18 protein-coding genes are annotated in these 19,323 nt (G+C 50.5%); 9 read left to right on the top strand and 9 right to left on the bottom strand.

Features of this window, described 5'->3' with window-relative positions; genetic code table 11:
* Window positions 1-53: 53 nt before the first annotated feature.
* The 5 genes from trxA (at window position 54) to G367_RS0113460 (ending at window position 6,119) form a co-directional block, all read left to right on the top strand.
* A complete protein-coding gene (trxA, locus tag G367_RS0113490) occupies window positions 54-383 on the top strand; it encodes a thioredoxin TrxA (protein ID WP_020413667.1) in 330 nt (109 codons plus the stop codon).
* A gap of 370 nt (window positions 384-753) precedes the next feature.
* Window positions 754-2,013, top strand: coding sequence for a transcription termination factor Rho (gene rho / locus G367_RS0113485; protein WP_020413666.1), 1,260 nt, complete (start codon window positions 754-756; stop codon window positions 2,011-2,013).
* Window positions 2,014-2,283: 270 nt separating this feature from the next.
* A complete protein-coding gene (locus tag G367_RS0113480) occupies window positions 2,284-2,553 on the top strand; it encodes an RNA-binding regulator (protein WP_020413665.1) in 270 nt (89 codons plus the stop codon).
* 156 nt (window positions 2,554-2,709) lie between these two features.
* Window positions 2,710-4,176 carry a 4-hydroxy-3-polyprenylbenzoate decarboxylase gene (gene ubiD, locus G367_RS0113470; protein ID WP_020413663.1) on the top strand — a complete coding sequence of 489 codons (1,467 nt, stop codon included), beginning with the start codon at window positions 2,710-2,712 and terminating at the stop codon, window positions 4,174-4,176.
* Between the two features lie 1,613 nt (window positions 4,177-5,789).
* Window positions 5,790-6,119, top strand: a complete 330-nt coding sequence (locus G367_RS0113460) for a hypothetical protein (protein WP_020413661.1) — start codon at window positions 5,790-5,792, stop codon at window positions 6,117-6,119.
* A gap of 211 nt (window positions 6,120-6,330) precedes the next feature.
* Here G367_RS0113460 and G367_RS0113455 read toward each other — a convergent pair whose 3' ends face one another.
* The 9 genes from G367_RS0113455 to gshB all read right to left on the bottom strand — a co-directional run bounded on the left by G367_RS0113455 (window position 6,331) and on the right by gshB (window position 15,084).
* Window positions 6,331-7,401 carry an alpha/beta fold hydrolase gene (locus tag G367_RS0113455; protein WP_020413660.1) on the bottom strand — a complete coding sequence of 357 codons (1,071 nt, stop codon included), beginning with the start codon at window positions 7,399-7,401 and terminating at the stop codon, window positions 6,331-6,333.
* A 110-nt stretch (window positions 7,402-7,511) separates the two neighbouring features.
* A complete protein-coding gene (locus tag G367_RS0113450) occupies window positions 7,512-8,762 on the bottom strand; it encodes a heme biosynthesis HemY N-terminal domain-containing protein (RefSeq protein ID WP_020413659.1) in 1,251 nt (416 codons plus the stop codon).
* Window positions 8,759-10,108, bottom strand: a complete 1,350-nt coding sequence (locus G367_RS0113445) for a uroporphyrinogen-III C-methyltransferase (RefSeq protein WP_020413658.1) — start codon at window positions 10,106-10,108, stop codon at window positions 8,759-8,761. The genes G367_RS0113450 and G367_RS0113445 overlap by 4 nt, the downstream gene beginning before the upstream one ends.
* Before the next feature lie 113 nt (window positions 10,109-10,221).
* On the bottom strand, window positions 10,222-10,992 hold the full coding sequence (locus tag G367_RS0113440; protein ID WP_020413657.1) for a uroporphyrinogen-III synthase: 771 nt from the start codon (window positions 10,990-10,992) through the stop codon (window positions 10,222-10,224).
* 11 nt (window positions 10,993-11,003) lie between these two features.
* Window positions 11,004-11,921 (bottom strand): hydroxymethylbilane synthase, encoded by a 918-nt coding sequence (gene hemC, locus G367_RS0113435; RefSeq protein WP_020413656.1) that lies wholly within the window; start codon window positions 11,919-11,921, stop codon window positions 11,004-11,006.
* An 87-nt stretch (window positions 11,922-12,008) separates the two neighbouring features.
* Window positions 12,009-12,434 (bottom strand): Holliday junction resolvase RuvX, encoded by a 426-nt coding sequence (gene ruvX / locus G367_RS0113430; RefSeq protein ID WP_026305114.1) that lies wholly within the window; start codon window positions 12,432-12,434, stop codon window positions 12,009-12,011.
* Window positions 12,435-12,493: 59 nt separating this feature from the next.
* Window positions 12,494-13,078, bottom strand: a complete 585-nt coding sequence (locus G367_RS0113425) for a YqgE/AlgH family protein (protein WP_020413654.1) — start codon at window positions 13,076-13,078, stop codon at window positions 12,494-12,496.
* 35 nt (window positions 13,079-13,113) lie between these two features.
* Window positions 13,114-14,022, bottom strand: a complete 909-nt coding sequence (locus tag G367_RS0113420; RefSeq protein WP_020413653.1) for an energy transducer TonB — start codon at window positions 14,020-14,022, stop codon at window positions 13,114-13,116.
* Window positions 14,023-14,127: 105 nt separating this feature from the next.
* Window positions 14,128-15,084, bottom strand: a complete 957-nt coding sequence (gshB, locus tag G367_RS0113415) for a glutathione synthase (RefSeq protein WP_020413652.1) — start codon at window positions 15,082-15,084, stop codon at window positions 14,128-14,130.
* A 351-nt stretch (window positions 15,085-15,435) separates the two neighbouring features.
* Here gshB and pilG point away from each other — a divergent pair, with 351 nt between their 5' ends.
* From pilG to G367_RS0113395, 4 genes are all read left to right on the top strand, one after another.
* Window positions 15,436-15,831 carry a twitching motility response regulator PilG gene (gene pilG / locus G367_RS0113410; RefSeq protein ID WP_020413651.1) on the top strand — a complete coding sequence of 132 codons (396 nt, stop codon included), beginning with the start codon at window positions 15,436-15,438 and terminating at the stop codon, window positions 15,829-15,831.
* 235 nt (window positions 15,832-16,066) lie between these two features.
* Window positions 16,067-16,429: a twitching motility response regulator PilH gene (gene pilH / locus G367_RS0113405; protein ID WP_026305112.1), complete on the top strand. Its 363-nt coding sequence runs from the start codon at window positions 16,067-16,069 to the stop codon at window positions 16,427-16,429.
* A 16-nt stretch (window positions 16,430-16,445) separates the two neighbouring features.
* Window positions 16,446-16,985 (top strand): chemotaxis protein CheW, encoded by a 540-nt coding sequence (locus G367_RS0113400; protein ID WP_020413649.1) that lies wholly within the window; start codon window positions 16,446-16,448, stop codon window positions 16,983-16,985.
* Window positions 16,986-17,148: 163 nt separating this feature from the next.
* Window positions 17,149-19,287 carry a methyl-accepting chemotaxis protein gene (locus G367_RS0113395; RefSeq protein WP_020413648.1) on the top strand — a complete coding sequence of 713 codons (2,139 nt, stop codon included), beginning with the start codon at window positions 17,149-17,151 and terminating at the stop codon, window positions 19,285-19,287.
* The last annotated feature ends 36 nt before the right edge of the window (window positions 19,288-19,323 follow it).

The following is a 19,323-nucleotide window of genomic DNA, read 5'->3' as shown; positions in this document are numbered from 1 at the left end:
ATGATGCGTCCGCGGTGGCACCGCATTGTGTAACTAAAGAACAGGAAAGCAATATGAGCGAGCACGCAATCATCAATGTAACTGACGCCGAGTTCGAAGCTGAGGTTCTCAAAGCCGAAGGTCCGGTGCTGGTGGACTTTTGGGCTCAATGGTGCGGTCCGTGCAAAATGATCGCTCCGGTTCTGGATGATCTGGCGGGTCACTACGGCGAAAAGCTGAAGATTGTCAAAGTCGATGTGGATGCAAACAAGGAAACCCCGGCTAAATACAATGTGCGCGGTATTCCTACCCTGCTGTTGTTCAAAGGTGGTAACGTGGAAGGTACCAAGGTTGGTGCTCTGTCTCGCGCCCAGCTGACTGAGTTTATCGATAGCCAGCTGTAATCCTGCCGCTCCATCCTGTGAAGAGGGTAAATTTCTTTGCAGGATGGGAAACACCCGTTATACTGGCTGTAATTCTGTAATAGTTCAGTCAGCTGTGAATCCAGTGACGACCAGCTGAAGATAACGCCCCTCCACAGGGTCCCTGACCATTCCCGGCGTGTATATTCCTCGAATTGAGCTTAATTGGTAGTGCTCTGCCTTTTGATTATGTAGAGCCAAAGCTTGATAGGTATTACGCTTTTGATAGGTACGGGTGCCTAAGTGTACTGGGCAAATAAACGAGCAAATCTCTGATTTTCAAACCCCTCCCCAAAATAATTTCCGGCGTGTCCGCGCCAAATGACAACAGAAACCTTAATAAGCAATTGGTATGAATCTCTCCGAATTAAAAACCAAACCCATTGAAGAGTTGATTGAAATAGCCAAAGGTATGGGCCTGGAAAACCTGGCTCGGTCGCGCAAACAAGATATTATTTTCAATATTCTTAAGCGCCACGCCAAAAGCGGTGAAGATATTTACGGCGATGGCGTATTGGAAATCCTTCAGGACGGTTTTGGATTTTTGCGTTCTGCTGATTCCTCTTATCTTGCGGGACCGGATGATATATACGTTTCCCCTAGCCAGATTCGCCGTTTTAATTTGCGTACGGGTGACTCAATTTCCGGAAAGATTCGCCCACCAAAAGAGGGTGAGAGATATTTCGCTCTTTTAAAGGTTAACGAAATTAATTTCGACAAACCCGAAAACGCCCGTAATAAAATTCTTTTCGAAAACCTTACTCCCCTTTTCCCTAACGAACGTCTCGGTCTGGAATGCGGTAATGGCTCTTCCGAAGACCTTATTGGCCGAATTATTGATTTAGTGGCCCCGATTGGTAAAGGGCAGCGTGGGTTGATCGTGGCTCCCCCAAAAGCCGGTAAAACCATCATGCTGCAAAATATGGCGCAAGCCATAACTCGCAATAACCCCGAATGTCACCTGATCGTGCTGTTGATTGATGAGCGCCCGGAAGAGGTGACTGAGATGCAGCGTTCTGTTCGCGGCGAAGTGGTTGCATCTACTTTTGATGAGCCGCCTGCTCGTCACGTCCAGGTTGCTGAAATGGTGATTGAAAAAGCCAAGCGCCTGGTGGAGCACAAGAAAGATGTGGTTATTTTACTGGATTCTATTACTCGTCTGGCACGTGCGTATAACACCACCGTACCCAGTTCTGGCAAGGTACTGACCGGTGGTGTGGATGCCCATGCCCTGGAGAGGCCCAAGCGTTTCTTTGGTGCTGCACGGAATATTGAAGAAGGCGGAAGTCTGTCTATTATTGCTACTGCACTAATTGATACTGGCTCGAAGATGGACGAAGTGATTTTCGAGGAGTTTAAAGGTACTGGTAACATGGAATTGCAGCTTGATCGTAAGATCGCTGAAAAGCGTGTATACCCGGCCATTAATGTACGACGTTCCGGTACCCGCCGCGAAGAGTTGCTAATGCCAGAGGGCGAATTACAGCGGGTATGGATTTTGCGTAAACTGTTACACGATATGGAAGATGTAGCAGCAACGGAATTCCTAGTGGATAAGTTGAAAGATTTCAAGACAAATGACGAATTCTTCCTGTCCATGAAACGGAAATAATTTTTGTATATAAAAGGCGCCGATTCAGGCGCCTTTTATATTCTGGATTGAATAAGGCGATTATTTGCGCTGATTAATGTTGAAAAGGCGAGCTATTAGGCATATAAAGTTCCACATCGTGGCGCTGGGTATGAATTTTATTAAGCGGCGCCCGACCGAATTGGCTCAGGAGATACTCCGTTAAAGGGCCAATCTCAAATGAATAATCTGGTGGAGCTGGTTATTCATTTGTGACTGCACGACAGCCCACACATCTAGTGAGAACCTTTTGTGAATATCTATATTGGAAATCTGGCCTACGCGGTAACCTCTGACGACCTGCACGAAGCTTTCGGCGCATTCGGAGAGATCTCTCGGGCTACTGTAATCACCGACCGTGAGACTGGCCGCTCTAAAGGCTTCGGTTTCGTAGAAATGCCTAACGACGATGAAGCGCGTAAAGCAATCGAAGAGATGAACGACCAGCCACTGTCCGGCCGTAACATCCGTGTTAACGAAGCTAAGCCCCGCGAAGATCGTCCGCGCCGCCCCCGCTTCTAAGCTTGCGACAAGCTTAAGATTTTTTCGGCCCGCAGCTTAGCGCTTGCGGGTCGACTCTCCCCCCTTATTTTAAGCACCCTGACCAGGGCGCCATTCCCCATTTTGTCTTTTCTGTTTTACACTGCGCGTTAGTTTATTTTCATCGTCCGGTAATCCATGAAATACAAAGACCTGCGCGACTTTATCAAGCTGTTGGAAAAGCGGGGCCTATTGAGGCGGATTCAGCACCCTGTAGATCCGATTCTCGAGATGACGGAAATTGCAGACCGCGTGTTGCGCAGTGGCGGTCCGGCCCTACTTTTTGAAAATCCAGTAGGCTTTGAAACCCCTGTACTTGCAAACTTGTTTGGTACTACCGAGCGGGTAGCTCTGGGAATGGGGCGTGAGAATATCGGTGAATTGCGTGAGGTCGGTGAACTGCTGGCCTTTCTTAAAGAGCCACAGCCTCCGGAAAATTTGCGGGATGCCTGGGAAAAACTGCCAGTTTTCAAGCAGGTTCTGAATATGGGGCCAAAAGTGGTCAAGGGAGCAGTCTGCCAGCAGGTTGTGCTGGATCAAGAGCAGGTGGACCTCAACAAGCTGCCCGTTCAAACTTGCTGGCCAGGAGATGCAGCGCCCCTGGTGACCTGGCCCTTGGTGATAACTCGTGGACCAGAGAAGAAGCGCCAAAATTTAGGTATTTACCGAATGCAGCTGATTGGTAAAAACCGCTTGATTATGCGCTGGCTCAGTCATCGTGGCGGTGCACTTGATTTTCGCGACTGGTGTAAAAAACATCCCGGCCAACCGTATCCCGTTGCTGTAGCACTGGGCGCAGATCCCGCCACCATTCTGGGGGCTGTTACTCCAGTACCGGATACACTGTCTGAATATGCATTTGCCGGCCTGTTGCGTGGTGATAAAACTGAAGTAACCAATGCACTGCTCAGTGATTTACAAGTTCCTGCCAGTGCAGAGTATGTGTTGGAGGGATTCATTTATCCCGATGATATGGCCGATGAAGGGCCATATGGAGACCATACCGGCTATTACAATGAGATAGATAGCTTTCCTGTCTTCACTGTTGAGAAAATTACTCATCGCAAGGACCCAATCTATCACAGCACTTATACCGGACGGCCACCGGATGAGCCCGCGATCTTGGGTGAGGCTCTCAATGAAGTGTTCGTGCCGATTTTACAGAAGCAGTTCCCGGAAATTGTCGATTTCTATCTACCTCCTGAAGGTTGTTCTTATCGGCTCGCCGTGGTGACCATGAAGAAACAGTACCCCGGCCATGCAAAAAGGGTGATGATGGGGGTCTGGTCTTTCCTGCGCCAATTTATGTACACCAAGTTTGTTATCGTCACAGATGATGATGTAAATGCGCGAGATTGGAATGATGTTATTTGGGCTATGACAACCCGCATGGATCCAGCTCGGGATACCGTAATGGTAGAAAATACTCCGATTGATTATCTGGATTTTGCTTCCCCAGTATCGGGCTTGGGATCCAAAGTTGGTTTTGATGCCACTAATAAGTGGCAGGGTGAAACTGATAGAGAATGGGGCAATCCTATTGAAAGAGACCCGATGGTAGTTAAAAAAGTCGACGAGATTTGGTCCAAGTTGGGTCTTGGATAATTTCGTTAGCGATAATTTTAATTTTCTATCCCCTTCGTGCTGGAGCAACACTGGGGTGTTCTGCCTACGGCTGCTTACTGGTTCGCTTGCCTAGCAGCTGTAGTTTGTTGTATCTCTGATTTATTTATATCAATTTGTTTACATCTATAAGTAGTGCGTGTGACCTCTTGTGGTGGAGTCTTTGCAGATTCTTAAAAGTGTTGATGAGAAATTTTTAAGAAAATAATTTACTCAATTAGTACTGTCATTTTTTTATTTTAATATTTGTGATGGCATTACCAGGTGAATAAGAAAAAGGCATAGGTGTTAATAATATTAGGGAATTTATACCCGAGATAAGACAGAAAAGTATTTTCTGAATCCATGTGTAACGGAATGTTTCGCTTCCGATTGTCAGAAGTTATTTCTGACTCAGAGCGCTTCTTTTGGCAGGATCGCAATGGTTTCACAGGATAAATGGGGTCAGACCTGAACTTGTCTGCGTCAATGTATTTTGATATTGAACGTAAAGATGGATTTATCTTGGTTGTGAATCGGGGCGTTGATACTAAATCAGCTTATGCGATGAAAAAGACTACTGGCCGGTTAAGAAGCTTAGCAATATATTTGTCGTTTGAATATTTTGAGGCGGGACTATGATTGATAGGTCAAATAATTTACTAAAATAGAGCGGATTTAAACTGTAAGCTGGCAGAGGTGATTAGTAAAGTGCAAATAAATATAAAGGTCATATTTTAAAAACAAGTAGTGGAAATTTATTTTCTGGTTTTTAGATCAATGATTAGATATGTCGAATATGTTGAGAAAAAAATTACGTTTTTTTAAAAGCATGCTTATTAGCCCTGTCTTTAACAGTTGTAGCTGTAAATGCAGCCGAATCTGGTTCTAACGTAAAATGGGCATTTGATCGTATAAAATCTCTTGAGGGGGATTGGAAAAAAGAAGGGTCTGATCGGGAGAAATTCTATATTAATTTTTCTCAAATGGCTGGTGGTGCTGTACTAATTGAGAATTGGATCTATGATGGACAATCCCGCTCACTTACCATATACCATATGAATAATGGAACTCTTCTTGCTGCACATTACTGTCCCCAGGGGAATCAACCACGCTTATGGCTAGAAGGCCATGTAAGTGATGAGCAGTTAGCTTTCACATTTATGGATGTTACAAGCTTAAAAAATTCTTTAGTAAATCATCAGCACGATTTGGCTTTTAAATGACTGGAAAACGACAAACTGCTACGCAGAGAAAGCTATATTGAGGCAGGCAGTCTTGTTCCGCCTGAGATGATGTTAGTTCGTAGATAAGCTGTCATTGCTCCCTAAGCAAAATTACTGACGCTTATTTCATTGAATAAAGAGGGGCTGTGATTTTTCCTGCCATCTTTTTTTATGCGTTTGCTTAAACGAAATTCCAATAAAGTAGTATGATACTCGAGATATAGAACTTTAGTGCCATAAGTTCAAAAAAGTGCCGTCGATGTAGCCTGCCTTGGTTGCAAGGCTATATTTTATCCATTGGCGACGACCTGATAAGTTAAGCATCACTTGGTGAGAAATATCGATTGTGGGGATTTTTTAAATAAATACAAAATGAAGGAGTGGTAAAAAATGGAATTGATTATTTTTGTAATCATAATGGTGGCAGTTCTTGTTTTGCCATTAAAGTTGGCCGCTGCTATGTTAGGTGCAAGAAATACAGGGGTTTTTTATTGTCTTTTTGCTCTGTTATTAGCATTAATTATTCAGAGGATTGTTGGTGGGATGTTGCCTGGAGTTAGTGACAGTGCAGGTGTCCTACTAACGATTCCATTAGCGGCAATTGCCTATATGCTGGTTTTAGGCACTGGTTTCTTAAAAGCAATTCTTATTGCTTTACTGCAGGGGGTAATCACTTTCTTTGCCATGTTGCTATTTGCGGGAATGTTTGCAAATATCTAGTTACTTTATTTGGATTTCAGTTGTACTTTAACAAGTCTGTTTTCTGCAAGCAGGGAGCCTACCCTAAGGACCCTGCTTAATTTATTATCCAGTCAAAATTCAATACAAACAAATCTCATCCCAAGGTTTATTTTCTTCTTCTCCGAGCCTGAGGGGAGATAACAATTCTTCTTACCCTTAATCTGCAATTTTATATATAGAGAATCACTGTTTATTTTCCAGTGTGCTTATTTGGTTTCCCTCTTGCTGAGTGAAAATTTTCTTTTTGTAAAAAGTGGCTCAGTGCATCGAAGTATGCGGGAAAAGCTTCATATTGGGGGATATGTCCGACGTTGGTAAGTTCCACTAGTTTCGCATTAGGGATTGCTTCGGCGGCTTGCCGGCCCAGCTGATCATAACGTCCAAGGGAACTCTGAAGTGCCGCAGGTGCGCGATTGCGGCCGATGGCAGTGCGATCTCGGGTACCGATAATGAGTAAGGTTGGCACTTTCAGATCGGAAAATTCATAAAGTACAGGCTGGGTAAAAACCATTTCGGAAGTAAGTGCGTCTATCATGCCCATATGGGCGGCATCGGGTCCTAGGGTCCAACCGGCCTGGATACCGAGAAGGGGTGTATACCGGGCTTGCCACTCCCCTGCAAAGTAGGCGTTGGACATATAGCGTTGGATACTTTCCGGTGTTTGTGCTTGTTCCCTGGCGATAGCTTTTTGCAATGGTTCATAGGGTACAACGCGCTTCCAGTCCTCAAGGCCGATAGGGTTTATCAGAGCGAGCTTCTGGGCTACCTGTGGATACATCAGTGCAAAGCGCACTGCTAACATGCCCCCCATAGAGTGGCCAACCAGCGCAACCTCGGTTATCCGGAGGTGATCCAGCAGTGCTTTGGTATCAGCGGACATACTGTGCAAGGTGTACTGGCGTAGGGGTTTACTGGATTTCCCAAAGCCAATCTGGTCTGGTGCAACTACTCGGTAACCCAGCTGGCTAAGCGCATCAATGGTGTCTTCCCAGTAAGCACCAGAAAAATTTTTGCCATGTAAAAGTAGGACAGTACCTCGCTGGGCTCTTTTTCCGAAGGCTGGTACATCCATGTAGGCGAGGGATACAGGCTGATTTTGCCAGGTTTGCTGGAATACCTTTACCGGATAGGGGTATTTGTAATCGCTCAGGAGTGCATCCTGTGGTTTGATCTGATTATTTACCGGTGCCTGAGCATAGGCATGCACTAGAGTGTTAAATATCAAAATGCTGATAAAAATGTAAAAACTGGGGGGTTTCATTGGCCTTCCTATCCTATTTGCCTGAATAGTGACAGAGAATGCACACTATAGAGAGATTCGGCTGCGCTAGAAAAAGGGCCCGAGGAATTGTGGGCCCGCGGGGAAAAGCGTCAGGCATGCACGCCGAGTAGGGGTTTGTCCTGGCTGGGCATAGGCAGTTGTGGTAAGTCTTTAACCGCTTGCATTAGCCCTTCCTGGAAAAGCCGTGCGGCTTTGTCTTTTTCTCCCAGCGCTTCGAACAGGCGGGCAAGTTCAGCGGAAGTTACTGGGTCTTGACGTAACAACAGGCTCTTTTCTAAATACTGTTGGGCTTTCCCCCACAACTCATTACGCATACACAGGCGGCCGAGGCAAGTGAGGAGGTCGGCACTTTCTCCGTATTCCTTAAGCCAGCCCTCGGCGGCAGAAAGCTGTGCAGAAGAATCAGCTCCAGTAAGGCAGCCATATAAATCAGCCAGTTTGGGGTTCCACTCTCTGTTTAGTAGCCAGCGTAGATGTTTCTCTGCTTCGATATCGTCACCGATCTGGTGCAGTAGCCGTGTATATAGATTGCGCAACTCCATATTACGCTGCCAGCGCCCGTTCAGACTGTGCCAGACACCCTGTAATGTTTCACTGTCATTGCGGTTTGCAGCCTCATTCAACTGGTGCTGGTAAACTTCCAATTCTAGCTTCTGCAATTCTTCATCATGCATGTTGGCGTGTTTTTCCAACTCTGGCAGAAGCTCACGCAGGCTGCTCCAGTCGCCCAGAGAGTAATAAGCCTGTTTTAGCAGTTGCAGTAAGGCGGGATGTTTGGGCTCTAGTTGTTTGGCCCTTTTAAGGCTGGCGATACACTGCTCATAATGTTTGTCCTGGAGCTGCATACGTGCCTGACTGAGAGCCACGGCAAGGCGGGTATCCTCTCCGCAAGCTTCTGCTTTTGCCAGAAGCTCATTGGCCTCCTCGCGAAAGCCCAGTTCAAAGGCGCTACGCGCCGCTGCCAGATAATTGATCAATGGTGCTTCAGAGCGTGGCGCACTTTTCAAAAGCTGCCGCCGTGCGCGGGACCAGTTGCCCTCCATAAATTCCACCAAACCGCTGGTGAGCCTCCGACGGGCGATACGTTGGCGGCCAAAACGAAGACGGTCGACACTTCCTCTAATCGCCCGAAACAGACTGCGCGCGAGCCAGACCAGTATAAAGAAAGCGAATAACAGGGACACCAATGCGACTATGGCGAACCAGAGATTCATCTCATAACCTTTGTTCAATGCGCCACCAAAACCGATGATCAGATATCCCGGATAATTTTGATTGATTTGTGGCAGCAGGGCGCCGAGTAGTAGCAGCGCTATAGCGATAAAAAGGACCTTTCTCACTGAGCTGTCTCCTCCAGTGCGGGACCACCTTGGCCGGAGGTTTTATGCAGGCGCTCGATATAGTTGTACAGGGCTAACTGTGAGGCGTTTAGATCAGGCATTTGCGCCAGGATGGGTTGTCTGCTTAGCTCAGCCAGCTGTTCGGCCAGCGCATTGCGCTGAGCGTTGGCAGTGCCATAAGTCAATAGCAGCTCGCGGGCACTGTCCAGGGCATCCTTGTATACCCTAGAGTCGCCGCGCAGCAGAGCGAGCTGCGCCTGCTCCATATTTAAACGCAGGGTCTGGCGAAAGCGTGTTTCACTCTGCGGAGAGAGCATGACAGGGTTGATATCACCATCAATGGGGCGAACTGAATCACGGAGGAAGGAGGTAAATCGCTGCCAACTGCGCTCCCAGGGAGCCTGATCGACTTGTGCAGGCTCCGCCTTAGGCTCTTCTTCCTGGGTCTGGGTCATGGTGAATTCCGGTTGAATATTGGCGCGGATCAACTGCTCCTCCAGGGCACGTAGGCGCACGTAAATCCCCTCCCGGTCTACATTCTCGACCAGTCTCAGTGCGGTGATATCTTTCGCCAATTGTTGGCGTACGCCATATAAATCAGGCAGGTTAACTTGGCGGAGTATTTTGTCGACTTTCTCCACCAGGCCCAGGGCAGCGCGGCTGTTATCTTCCAGCATAAGGCGCTGATTGGCCATGCGCAGTAAGTAATCGGCCTCAGCAAGCTGCCAGTCCTGGCGGCTCACATTACCCAGCTCACTCAAGCGATTGCCCTGCGCAGTGATACTGCGCTGCATGCTGGCCAGTTGCTGTTTCAGTTCCGAGATAGTATTTGCTTGTGCTTGAATCTGATTGCGTAGGCTGGCATCGGCCTGCTGCAGCTGGATGAGCTGCTGATTAGGATATGGAGTGGTCGGTTGGCCGGGTGTTTGAGCGGGCTGTGAAAAGCCTGATTCAGAATGTGCCTGGTTCGACAGCCCATCAGTGGTTGGTGCTTTCTCAGTAGGCTCTTCTGCCCGTTGTTCTGTATTAGCCTGCCGCGTTTGGGATGTATCTGTAACCTGGCGTGACTCATTACCAGTTGATGGTGAGAAACCCAGGTAAGCACTAATACGACTGCCTAGTTGAGGCCAGCTGAACCAGACGAAAGCGATGAGAGCTACTACCAGCAGGAAAAATACTAACCACCACCAGTTACCACCACTGTCTTTGGCAGTACTTCCAGCGGGCCTCCCTTGTGTCGCTTTGGCGAAGTTACTTGTGCTTTCCGCCTTGCCCGTATCCCCGGAAGTGGGGGCTACTTTTTTTGCGGAGTTGTTGTCCTGGGGTTTTTCGTTGGTCATGGGCATGGAGCGAAGCTGAAAATTGTCGTCGAATTATAGCGAGTGGCACCGGCCTTTATAGTCGGGGTGGCGCTGTTTTGGGAACTTTTACCAAATAGGGCGGAGAATCCGATGGAAACTCAGTTCAGTGCACTTTGCAGAGCTTCCAGCATAGCTTTGTCGCTGGCATTGATAGCAGTGTGGACCACGGAAAAGCCGATCCCCTTTGCCTGCCCGGCAACCCGGGCGCTTGGGCAGATAAGCGCTACTTGGCGCAATTGCTCCATTGAAGTTTGTTCGATGCAAAAGGATAGATTTGTGAGTGTTTCACCACTATGCACAGTAATGGCGTCTGCATCAACGCCATACTTTCTCAGTTGCTCCTGAGAGTTACTGGGTAGGGTGCGATTGTATAGCTCGCAATAATCCACCCGAGCACCACGAGCGCCCAAGGTGTCACCAATCAAAGTGCGCCCGCCACTGCCACGGAAAATAAGAATACGCTGCCCGCTAATCTCCTGCAGCGATGGCAGGCCAAGCAAATCCTCAGAATTCATATGAGCGCCGCTTTGCTCACAGGGAATGCCTCGAGCATCCAAGGCTTTTGCTGTGGCGGCGCCGATTGCATAGTAGCGCGGTCCTTGTGGTAATTGTGGCCAGTAGTCTTCCAGCCAATTCACTCCATAGTGCACGGCGTTCTGTGAGACAAAAATTGCCACTTCCACTTGATCAAAATCGAGGATACGTTTTTTGATTGCCTGTCGGGCATCGTCGCTCTCGAGGGGCTCAATACCCAGCATGGGAATGTTTTCCACCTGAGCGCCCTCTGCCTGTAGCAGAGCGCACCAGCTCCCCGACTGGTGAGCTGGGCGGGTGGTTAATATACGCTTGCCACGCAGGTGATTGGGCATTTTAAGAGTGCTCAGAGAGCGTCGAGAATTTTGTCGGCGCCACCGGCTAGTAGTTGCTCCGCCAGCTGGGTGCCAAGGGTCTCTCCGTCGGAGGCAGCACCGCGGCACTCGGCGCGAATCATGGTTGTACCGTCGGGGCTCCCTACCAAGCCTCGCAGCCACAGGCTGTCTTCATTCAATTCGGCGTAGCAGCCAATAGGTACCTGGCAGCCGCCGTTCAAACGCTTGACCAGGGCGCGTTCGGCGCGGAGGCGAGAGGCAGTTTCTACACAATGCAGGGGTTGTAGAAGTGCTTCCAGCTCAGCATCGCAGCGGGCTTCGATGCCTACGGCGCCCTGGCCACCGGCGGGCAGCAGTAGATCCGTTGGGAGGAAGCTGCGGATGCGCTCTGGCATTTCCAGGCGTAGCAGGCCGGCAGCAGCCAGGATAATCGCGTCGTATTCCCCGGCATCGAGCTTGGCTAAACGAGTATTTACGTTGCCGCGCAAAAACTTGACCTGTAAATCAGGGCGTTGTGCTAGAAGTTGGCACTGGCGACGCAAGCTTGAAGTGCCTACCACTGCGCCCTGGGGCAACTCTTCAAAACTGCCGTAGAGATTGCTGACAAATGCATCGCGGGGATCTTCGCGTTCACAAATGATAGGCAGGTGTAAGCCTTGTGGAAACTCCATAGGTACATCTTTCATGGAGTGTACGGCGATATCTGCGCGCCCCTCCAGCATTGCCACCTCCAGCTCTTTCACGAAGAGCCCCTTACCACCAACTTTGGTGAGGGGGATATCCAAAACCTGGTCGCCACGACTGGTCATAGGCAGTAATTCAATCAGAAGCTCGGGATATGCCTGCTGCAGACGGCCCTTCACGTAATTGGCTTGCCAAAGGGCCAGGGCGCTCTCGCGAGTGGCGATACGGATGCGGGAAATGGACATACTGCTCGATCAATTGGTTGAGTGGGAGGGCAATTCTATCAGACAGGTGCCTACCATGTTTCCAATGGCGGGATTCGGAGCGGGTAATTATCGGTCACGGGCTCGTAGCCAATCTTCAAGAATAATGCGTGCGGCAATGGAGTCCACCGGGTTGTCGGCGTAACTGCCGCGGTGACCTCGCTCAGCGGCCTCTTCCTTGGCGGCACGGGTACTGAGACGTTCGTCAATCATTTCCACTGGTAACCCGGTGCGCCCGTGCAGGCGCTGGCCAAACTTGCGCGCGCGCGCGCCGAATTCACTCTCAGTGCCGTCCATATTCAGAGGAAGGCCGACCAATAGGTAGTGCGGTTGCCACTCGTCAATTAAACGCTGAACTTTTTCCCAGTCCGGCTTGCCGTCCTTCGCTGGCAGTGGGGGCAGCTCCTTGGCGCTGGCAGTCAGACTCTGGCCAAAAGCGAGGCCAATAGAGCGGGTGCCAAAATCGAAGGCGAGGGCGGTAACTGGTTTATTCATATGCCGGGCAGTTTTCATTGTAAAACATGTGGGCGGGCAGTTTACTGCAAGAGGAGTGATCAGGCGTGTCCAGCCTGTGAACCGAGGCCGGAGAGGTCAATACCGTGACGCGCCGCAGCGCTCTGCCAGCGTTTTTCCACGGGGGTGGCAAATAGGATTTCGGGTTCCGCTGGCAGGGTCAGCCAAGCGTTCTCTACCAACTCCTGTTCCAACTGTCCCGGGCCCCAGCCGGCGTAGCCGAGGGCCAGTAGCACATCGTCCGGGCCGCGTCCGGCAGCGAGAGATTCAAGAATGTCCTTGGAGGCGGTGAGACTGATATCCATATTGATTTCGGTGGTCGAGTCAAATTTGATCCCGGCGCCGTGCAGTACAAAGCCCTGCTCCGGTGACATTGGCCCCCCCAGGAGTACGGCTTCCTCGCCCCGCAGGCTGGTGTCGTCTAGGGATAACTGTTCAAACACCTCTCTCCAGTGAACCTTGCTGGGGGCATTGATCACTATACCCATGGCGCCCTCTTCATTGTGCTCGACAATAAGCGCCACAGTTTGCTTGAAGCGCGGATCCTCCATGCCGGGCATGGCCAGCAGGAACTGGCCGCGCAAGCTGCCGTGGGTTAGGTCACTGTCGATATTGGAGTTGGGCATAGCTTGATTCTAGGTTGCCTGAGTGAAACGCAAGTTTAGCCGCGCTCGGGCAGCTCACCTGCACTGGTGGAGAAGCCGGTCATCTCAAAGCGCCAAGTGCGGATGATTTCCAGGCGATCGGCGTCCTTGCGAATTTCAGCAGGAAAAGGTGCAAAGGGCGCCGCCAGGCGAACAATTTGCTGGGCGGCATCATCGAGAATTCGCTCCCCGGAGGATTCAAGGATGACTACCTCCTCTACCGCGCCCGTGGGCAGTAGGCGTACCATCATACGCAGGCTGCCAGTAATTTGTTGCTGCAGGGCCTCTTCGGGGAAGTTGTCACTGCCGATGGCCTCTACTTTCTGGCGCCAGTCGTGTAGATATGTGGCGTCTGCAGATGCTTTGGTTGCGACTGAAGTTAGGCGGCGCACCCGTGGGCGCTGGGCGATTGTCTGGCGGATTTTATCCAGGCGGGCTTGCAGGCTGGCGATCTCGGGATTGGTGCGGGTCAAATCACTAGGAGCATCGCCACGCTTTTCTTCAGAAAATTTGTCTTCGGCAGGGAGTTCCGGAGCCTGCTGCGGGCTATTGCCAATAGTGGTGATCAGTTGTCGGCGCTGATCAGCTGGGCGAGCGGCCTGTTGCTGCGGCAAAGGGTTTACATCGTGAATTTGTGTGTCGTCAAACTCCGCGCGGCGATTGCTCGATAACTCCTTGGGGGTGTCAGCAGTGCCACTGGCTAGTTGGTTATATTGTGCCAGATAGTCAGCGTCTTCCGGTGCTTGTGCAGAATTATGTTGGGCCAGTGTGACTTCCAGAGTAGGCGCCGCTCGGCGCCCTTCAGGATCGGTAAAGGCCACGCCAAAAATCAAAAGCGCATGAATGGCGCCGGCGAGAAATAGCGAGAACACAAAACGCTCGCGTTGGGCTGCGTTAAGTGGCGTCGTGTTGGCGGTGGAATTCATTGTTTGTTATCGATTACTGCTTTTGTTGCCGAGCTTTTGCTCGGCTTTCCGCCCGGTCCGTTCACTGGCAAACAGCCTGGGTTAATTTAAAATTAAGCGCCCAGTTTACCCTTTTTGTGCCAATCGGTGTGTGATGGCGCTCATTAGTCGTGCACCGATATCGGTATTGTAAGCCGCATCAATCTCACGCACGCATGTTGGACTGGTGACATTGATCTCGGTGAGGTAATTGCCGATCACATCCAGGCCGACAAAAAGCAGCCCTTTCTTTTTCAGAGAGGGGGCAACCTGCTCCACAATCCAATGGTCACGATCAGTAAGTGGGCGCGCTTCACCACGCCCACCAGCGGCCAGATTGCCGCGTGTTTCACCCGCCTCGGGAATTCGCGCAAGGCAGAAGGGAATCGCTTCACCATCGACAACAAGAATCCGTTTATCACCATCCTTGATTTCGGGAATATAGCGTTGCGCCATGATCTGCTGGCGCCCATGTTTGGTGAGCATTTCCAATATTGCACCAAGGTTGGCACCATCAGGCTTACAGTGAAAAATACCGGCGCCACCCATGCCATCCAGTGGTTTGAAGATTACATCTTGGTGGGCCTTGTGGAATTCACGCAGCCTGCGCATATCCCTACTTACCAGAACAGGTGGGCAGCACTGCGGGAAAGTGGTAGCGAAAATTTTCTCGTTACAGTCGCGCAAGGACTGGGGGTTGTTTACTACCAGCGCACCTTCGCGTTGTGCGGCCTCGAGAATATAAGTGGAATAAATGTACTCATTGTCAAAAGGGGGATCGACACGCATCAAAATAGTGTCTAGTTCGCCCAGCGGCATTTCCTGGGGCTCCTGCAGGGAAAACCAGCACTTGGAATCGTCAAATACTTTGAGGGCCCGTGCCCTGCCAATTGCCCGGCCGTTGTCCAGATACAAGTCTGTTTGCTCGAAATAAAATAACTGAAAACCGCTGTCTTGTGCGGCCTGTAACAGTGCGAGTGTCGTATCTTTTTTAAAATTGATTTGGGCGATGGGGTCCATCACCACACCGAGGGAGTAATTCATATGGGCTTCCATATTTGATGGGATATTTCATCCCGCGCCGCGGTGGTTGTGGCTTTAGTAGTATGGCCACTCCCGATTTTTAAGATGGATAAGGTAAGAGCAGCTTCGTCAAGGTGCAACTTTTTAACACCTCCGACCGGGAGGGCGTGCAAAGTGGTGATAATTTGAGCTGCATCGCTAGGGGTATGTCGACTCTGCTAGATTCACCTGGGGTTCTGTGATAAAAGTTCCATCCAGTGTGCGATCTTGGCTAAGCGAGACACCCAGGCCCCATAGGCGGTCCAAATAAGGGTGCAGGTAAAAAATTTTCGCGTGCCCGAAAATAAGTAAACAGGGGATTCAAAAAAGACTATGGAGCTTAACTGGGAAAGTCTGACTGTAATGGTGATTGACGACAGTAAGACAATTCGCCGCACTGCTGAGACGTTGTTGCAAAAGGCGGGTTGTACTGTAGTCACAGCAACCGACGGTTTTGATGCGCTGGCAAAAATCGCGGACTCCCGTCCGGATGTTATTTTTGTCGATATTATGATGCCGCGTCTTGATGGCTATCAAACCTGCGCACTGATCAAAAATAACAGTGAGTTCCGCTCTACCCCTGTTGTAATGCTGTCGAGTAAGGATGGTTTGTTCGATAAGGCAAAAGGGCGCGTAGTTGGTTGCGATCAATATCTAACCAAGCCGTTTAGCAAGAGTGAACTTTTGGGCGCTATTTCCGCCCATGCTAAGCCGCACCACGCGGCTTGACAGCGCACATAAAAAGAATAAGGCCCTGTGGAGGCCACAAGCCTGCCGCAGGGCAGGATTTATATTGAGGGAAGCGCGATTTTTTCATCTATCAGGATGAAAAAATCCTGTAGTCAGGCAGTAAATTGGTAGTAAGTGCAGACTTGGCACACGCTAACAAAGATAATGACAATAATACCGCCAAGCGCTGTCGTTGTTGCACAGTTGCCGATTAGAAGATGTCATGGGGGAAATGATGGCAAGAGTATTAATAGTTGATGACTCTCCTACCGAAACACACAAACTCACCACGATTCTGGAAAAGAACGGCCACGCAGTAATTACTGCACCTAATGGTGAAAATGGTGTGGATGTGGCGCGTACGCAGCGCCCGGATTTAATTCTGATGGATATTGTGATGCCGGGTCTAAACGGCTTCCAAGCCACTCGCCAGTTGAGCAAGGACGGTAGCACAGCTGGAATTCCAATCATTATCGTTACCACCAAGGATCAGGACACGGATCGTGTCTGGGGGATGCGTCAGGGTGCGAAGGCCTACCTGACCAAGCCTGTGGATGAAGGCAAATTGTTGAGTGCCATTGAGGAGGTGTTGGCCTGACGGTCAGCTGCTCAAAGTGCAGTCACAAACACCTTATTTAGCTCTTGTTGATATCGCACGGCGCGCAAAGGCGCAGGCCACAGGCCTGCCTGGGCGCCGGGAAATCAAACCCTATTGGACCGGAATCGGTTTTTCTCTTCTAGACCATAACTTTGTCGCCTCTATGGATGACGTTGTGGAATTGCTCGAAGTGCCACCGTACACCTTTATTCCTGGAGTGGAACCCTGGGTAAAAGGTGTTTCCAATGTACGTGGCCGCCTGTTACCCCTGATTGATCTCGCTGCCTTTTATGGTGGCAACCTCACCGGGCCACGTCAGCAGCGTCGTGTTTTGGTGTTGGAGCGAGATAAAACCTATGTGGGACTGATTGTCGACAGGTTGCACGGAATGCAGCACCTGGCATTTGAATATGCCCGGGAAGCTCCAACAGATTTGATTGAGCCATTTGCGCCGATGGTGCATGGCCAGTTTATTTTGCAGAAGGACCGATGGCTGGTGTTCGACATGCGGGCTTTGATTAGTGATTCCCGCTTTATGGATGCCGCTGTCCATTAAAAATCCAATCTGATTATTTCCAGCATTTCGTATCGAGATGCTGGGGATGACCCGCAAGCGGTGCAGGGATGTCCGCACTGGCTGAGGGCCATTGTCGTTAAAGCGTTAAAAGTAAAAAGTGGTATTTAACCGGCCTCATGCTAGGGCCCGCTAGGAGTAAACTATGAAAACAGGCTCCCAGAGTTCCTTTTCCGCGTTGCGCAGTAACCCTGCCGCGCTGGGTTTGGGTCTGCTGGTACTCGCCGTACTGGCGGGACTGATTGTCAGTATCTATTTGGTGCAGACCCGCAGCGATCGCGATAAAGAATACCTGCAACAAGTCGCGGAACTGCGTGCACTTTCCTATCAGGTGGTTTCCTACGCACCTGCGGCTACTTCCGGTGATGATGCTGCATTTGCGGAACTGGAAAAGGTCTCTGGACAGATGGCCAGTGCCTGGAACCAGTTACAGGGTATGGATAAAGGGAGCCGAAAAGCTCTCGATGCTGAACTGGCTACCTATGGTACCGTTTGGCGCAAACTGCGCGAGCAGGTAGATACCATTATCGGTAACAAGGAAACCATTATCTTCCTAAACGATGTGGCTACCACGCTTAGTGCCTCGCTGCCTGAACTGCAGGCAGAGCACAACAATATTGTGGAGATACTGCTCGCCAACAATGCCCCGGCGAATCAGGTGGAACAGGCACAGTTGCAGGTATGGCGTGCGGAGCGTATCGGTCGGAATATCGACAAAATGCTGCAGGGCGGTGACGATGCGGAGTCGGCCGCTGATCAGTTCAATACTGATGCCAGCCTGTTCGGTAAAGTGGTGGATGGCATGAAGAGCGGTGATGTGGTGATGGGCATCTCCCGCGTTACCGATGAAGAAGCACGCCGCTCTCTGGATGAAATTACTGAGCTGTTTGAATTCGTAAGTTCCTCTGTACGCGAGATATTTGAGGCGACTCCAGCCCTGTTTGCAACACGCCAGGCCTCTGACGGCATTATCGCTTCTTCGCCGCAGCTGCTCGAAGCCCTGAGTACCCTGAATGACCGCATCGTAAACCTGGCGGACGAACGCCAGCCAAACAATATGACCATCACCATTCTGGCAGCGGCATTCGTGCTTCTGATCTTTGCGATGATGGGAATGGCGTTCTCCGGTACCCGCCGCAGCCTGATACAGGAATCCGATACCAACGAACGTAACCAGCAGGCCATTATGCAGCTGCTGGATGAGCTGGCAGACCTCGCCGATGGTGACCTGACTACCTCCGCGACAGTAACAGAAGCTTTCACCGGTGCGATTGCCGACTCCATCAACTTTACAATCGACCAGCTGCGCGTTCTGGTATCCCGAATCAACGGAGCTGCACAGGAAGTATCCGGTCTGTCCCAGGAAACCCAGCAGACCGCGCTGCATCTAGCCGAAGCCTCTGAACACCAGGCACAGGAAATTGCCGGAGCCTCTGCGGCGGTGAATGAAATGGCGGTGACCATTGACCAGGTATCTGCAAACGCCTCTGAATCTGCCCAGGTAGCCGAGCGCTCGGTACATATCGCGAGTAACGGTGCCAAGGTGGTACAGAACACCATTAAAGGCATGGATAACATCCGCGAGCAGATTCAGGACACCTCCAAGCGAATCAAGCGTCTGGGTGAATCATCCCAGGAGATTGGCGATATCGTAAGCCTGATTAACGACATTGCTGACCAGACTAACATCCTGGCCTTGAATGCAGCCATCCAGGCGAGTATGGCTGGTGATGCTGGTCGGGGCTTCGCGGTGGTTGCGGACGAGGTTCAGCGACTCGCGGAACGTTCCGCCGCCGCTACCAAGCAGATTGAAGGCCTGGTTAAAGCCATTCAGTCTGATACCAACGAAGCGGTAATTTCCATGGAACAGACCACCACTGAGGTGGTACGTGGAGCCCGCTTGGCTCAGGATGCCGGTGTTGCCCTGGAAGAGATCGAAAGCGTATCCAGTAACTTGGCATCCTTGATCCAGAACATCTCCAACGCTGCCCGCCAGCAGGCCTCTTCTGCAGGTCATATTTCCAACACGATGAACGTGATTCAGGAAATTACTTCGCAGACTTCTGCTGGTACCCAGGCTACTGCCCAGTCCATTGGTAACCTGGCACAAACCGCCAGTGCCTTGCGTGAATCTGTTGCCGGCTTCAAGCTGCCACAAGACGAGAGCATTGAGACGAACAGTGAACTGTACGATGTGGAACTGCCGGAGATGGACGCTGAGACTTTCACTATCGATAGCGAGGAATCCGATTCCTTGTCCCGTGAAGATCGGGCTCTGGCCTAACCCACTTATAAAACCCGGTAGCCAATTGGAGACCGG

Origin of the sequence: Microbulbifer variabilis ATCC 700307, assembly GCF_000380565.1 — a bacterium.
GTDB lineage: Bacteria > Pseudomonadota > Gammaproteobacteria > Pseudomonadales > Cellvibrionaceae > Microbulbifer > Microbulbifer variabilis.
The sequence above is the reverse complement of the archived record's forward strand: the minus strand, read 5'-3'. Positions and strand labels throughout refer to the sequence as shown.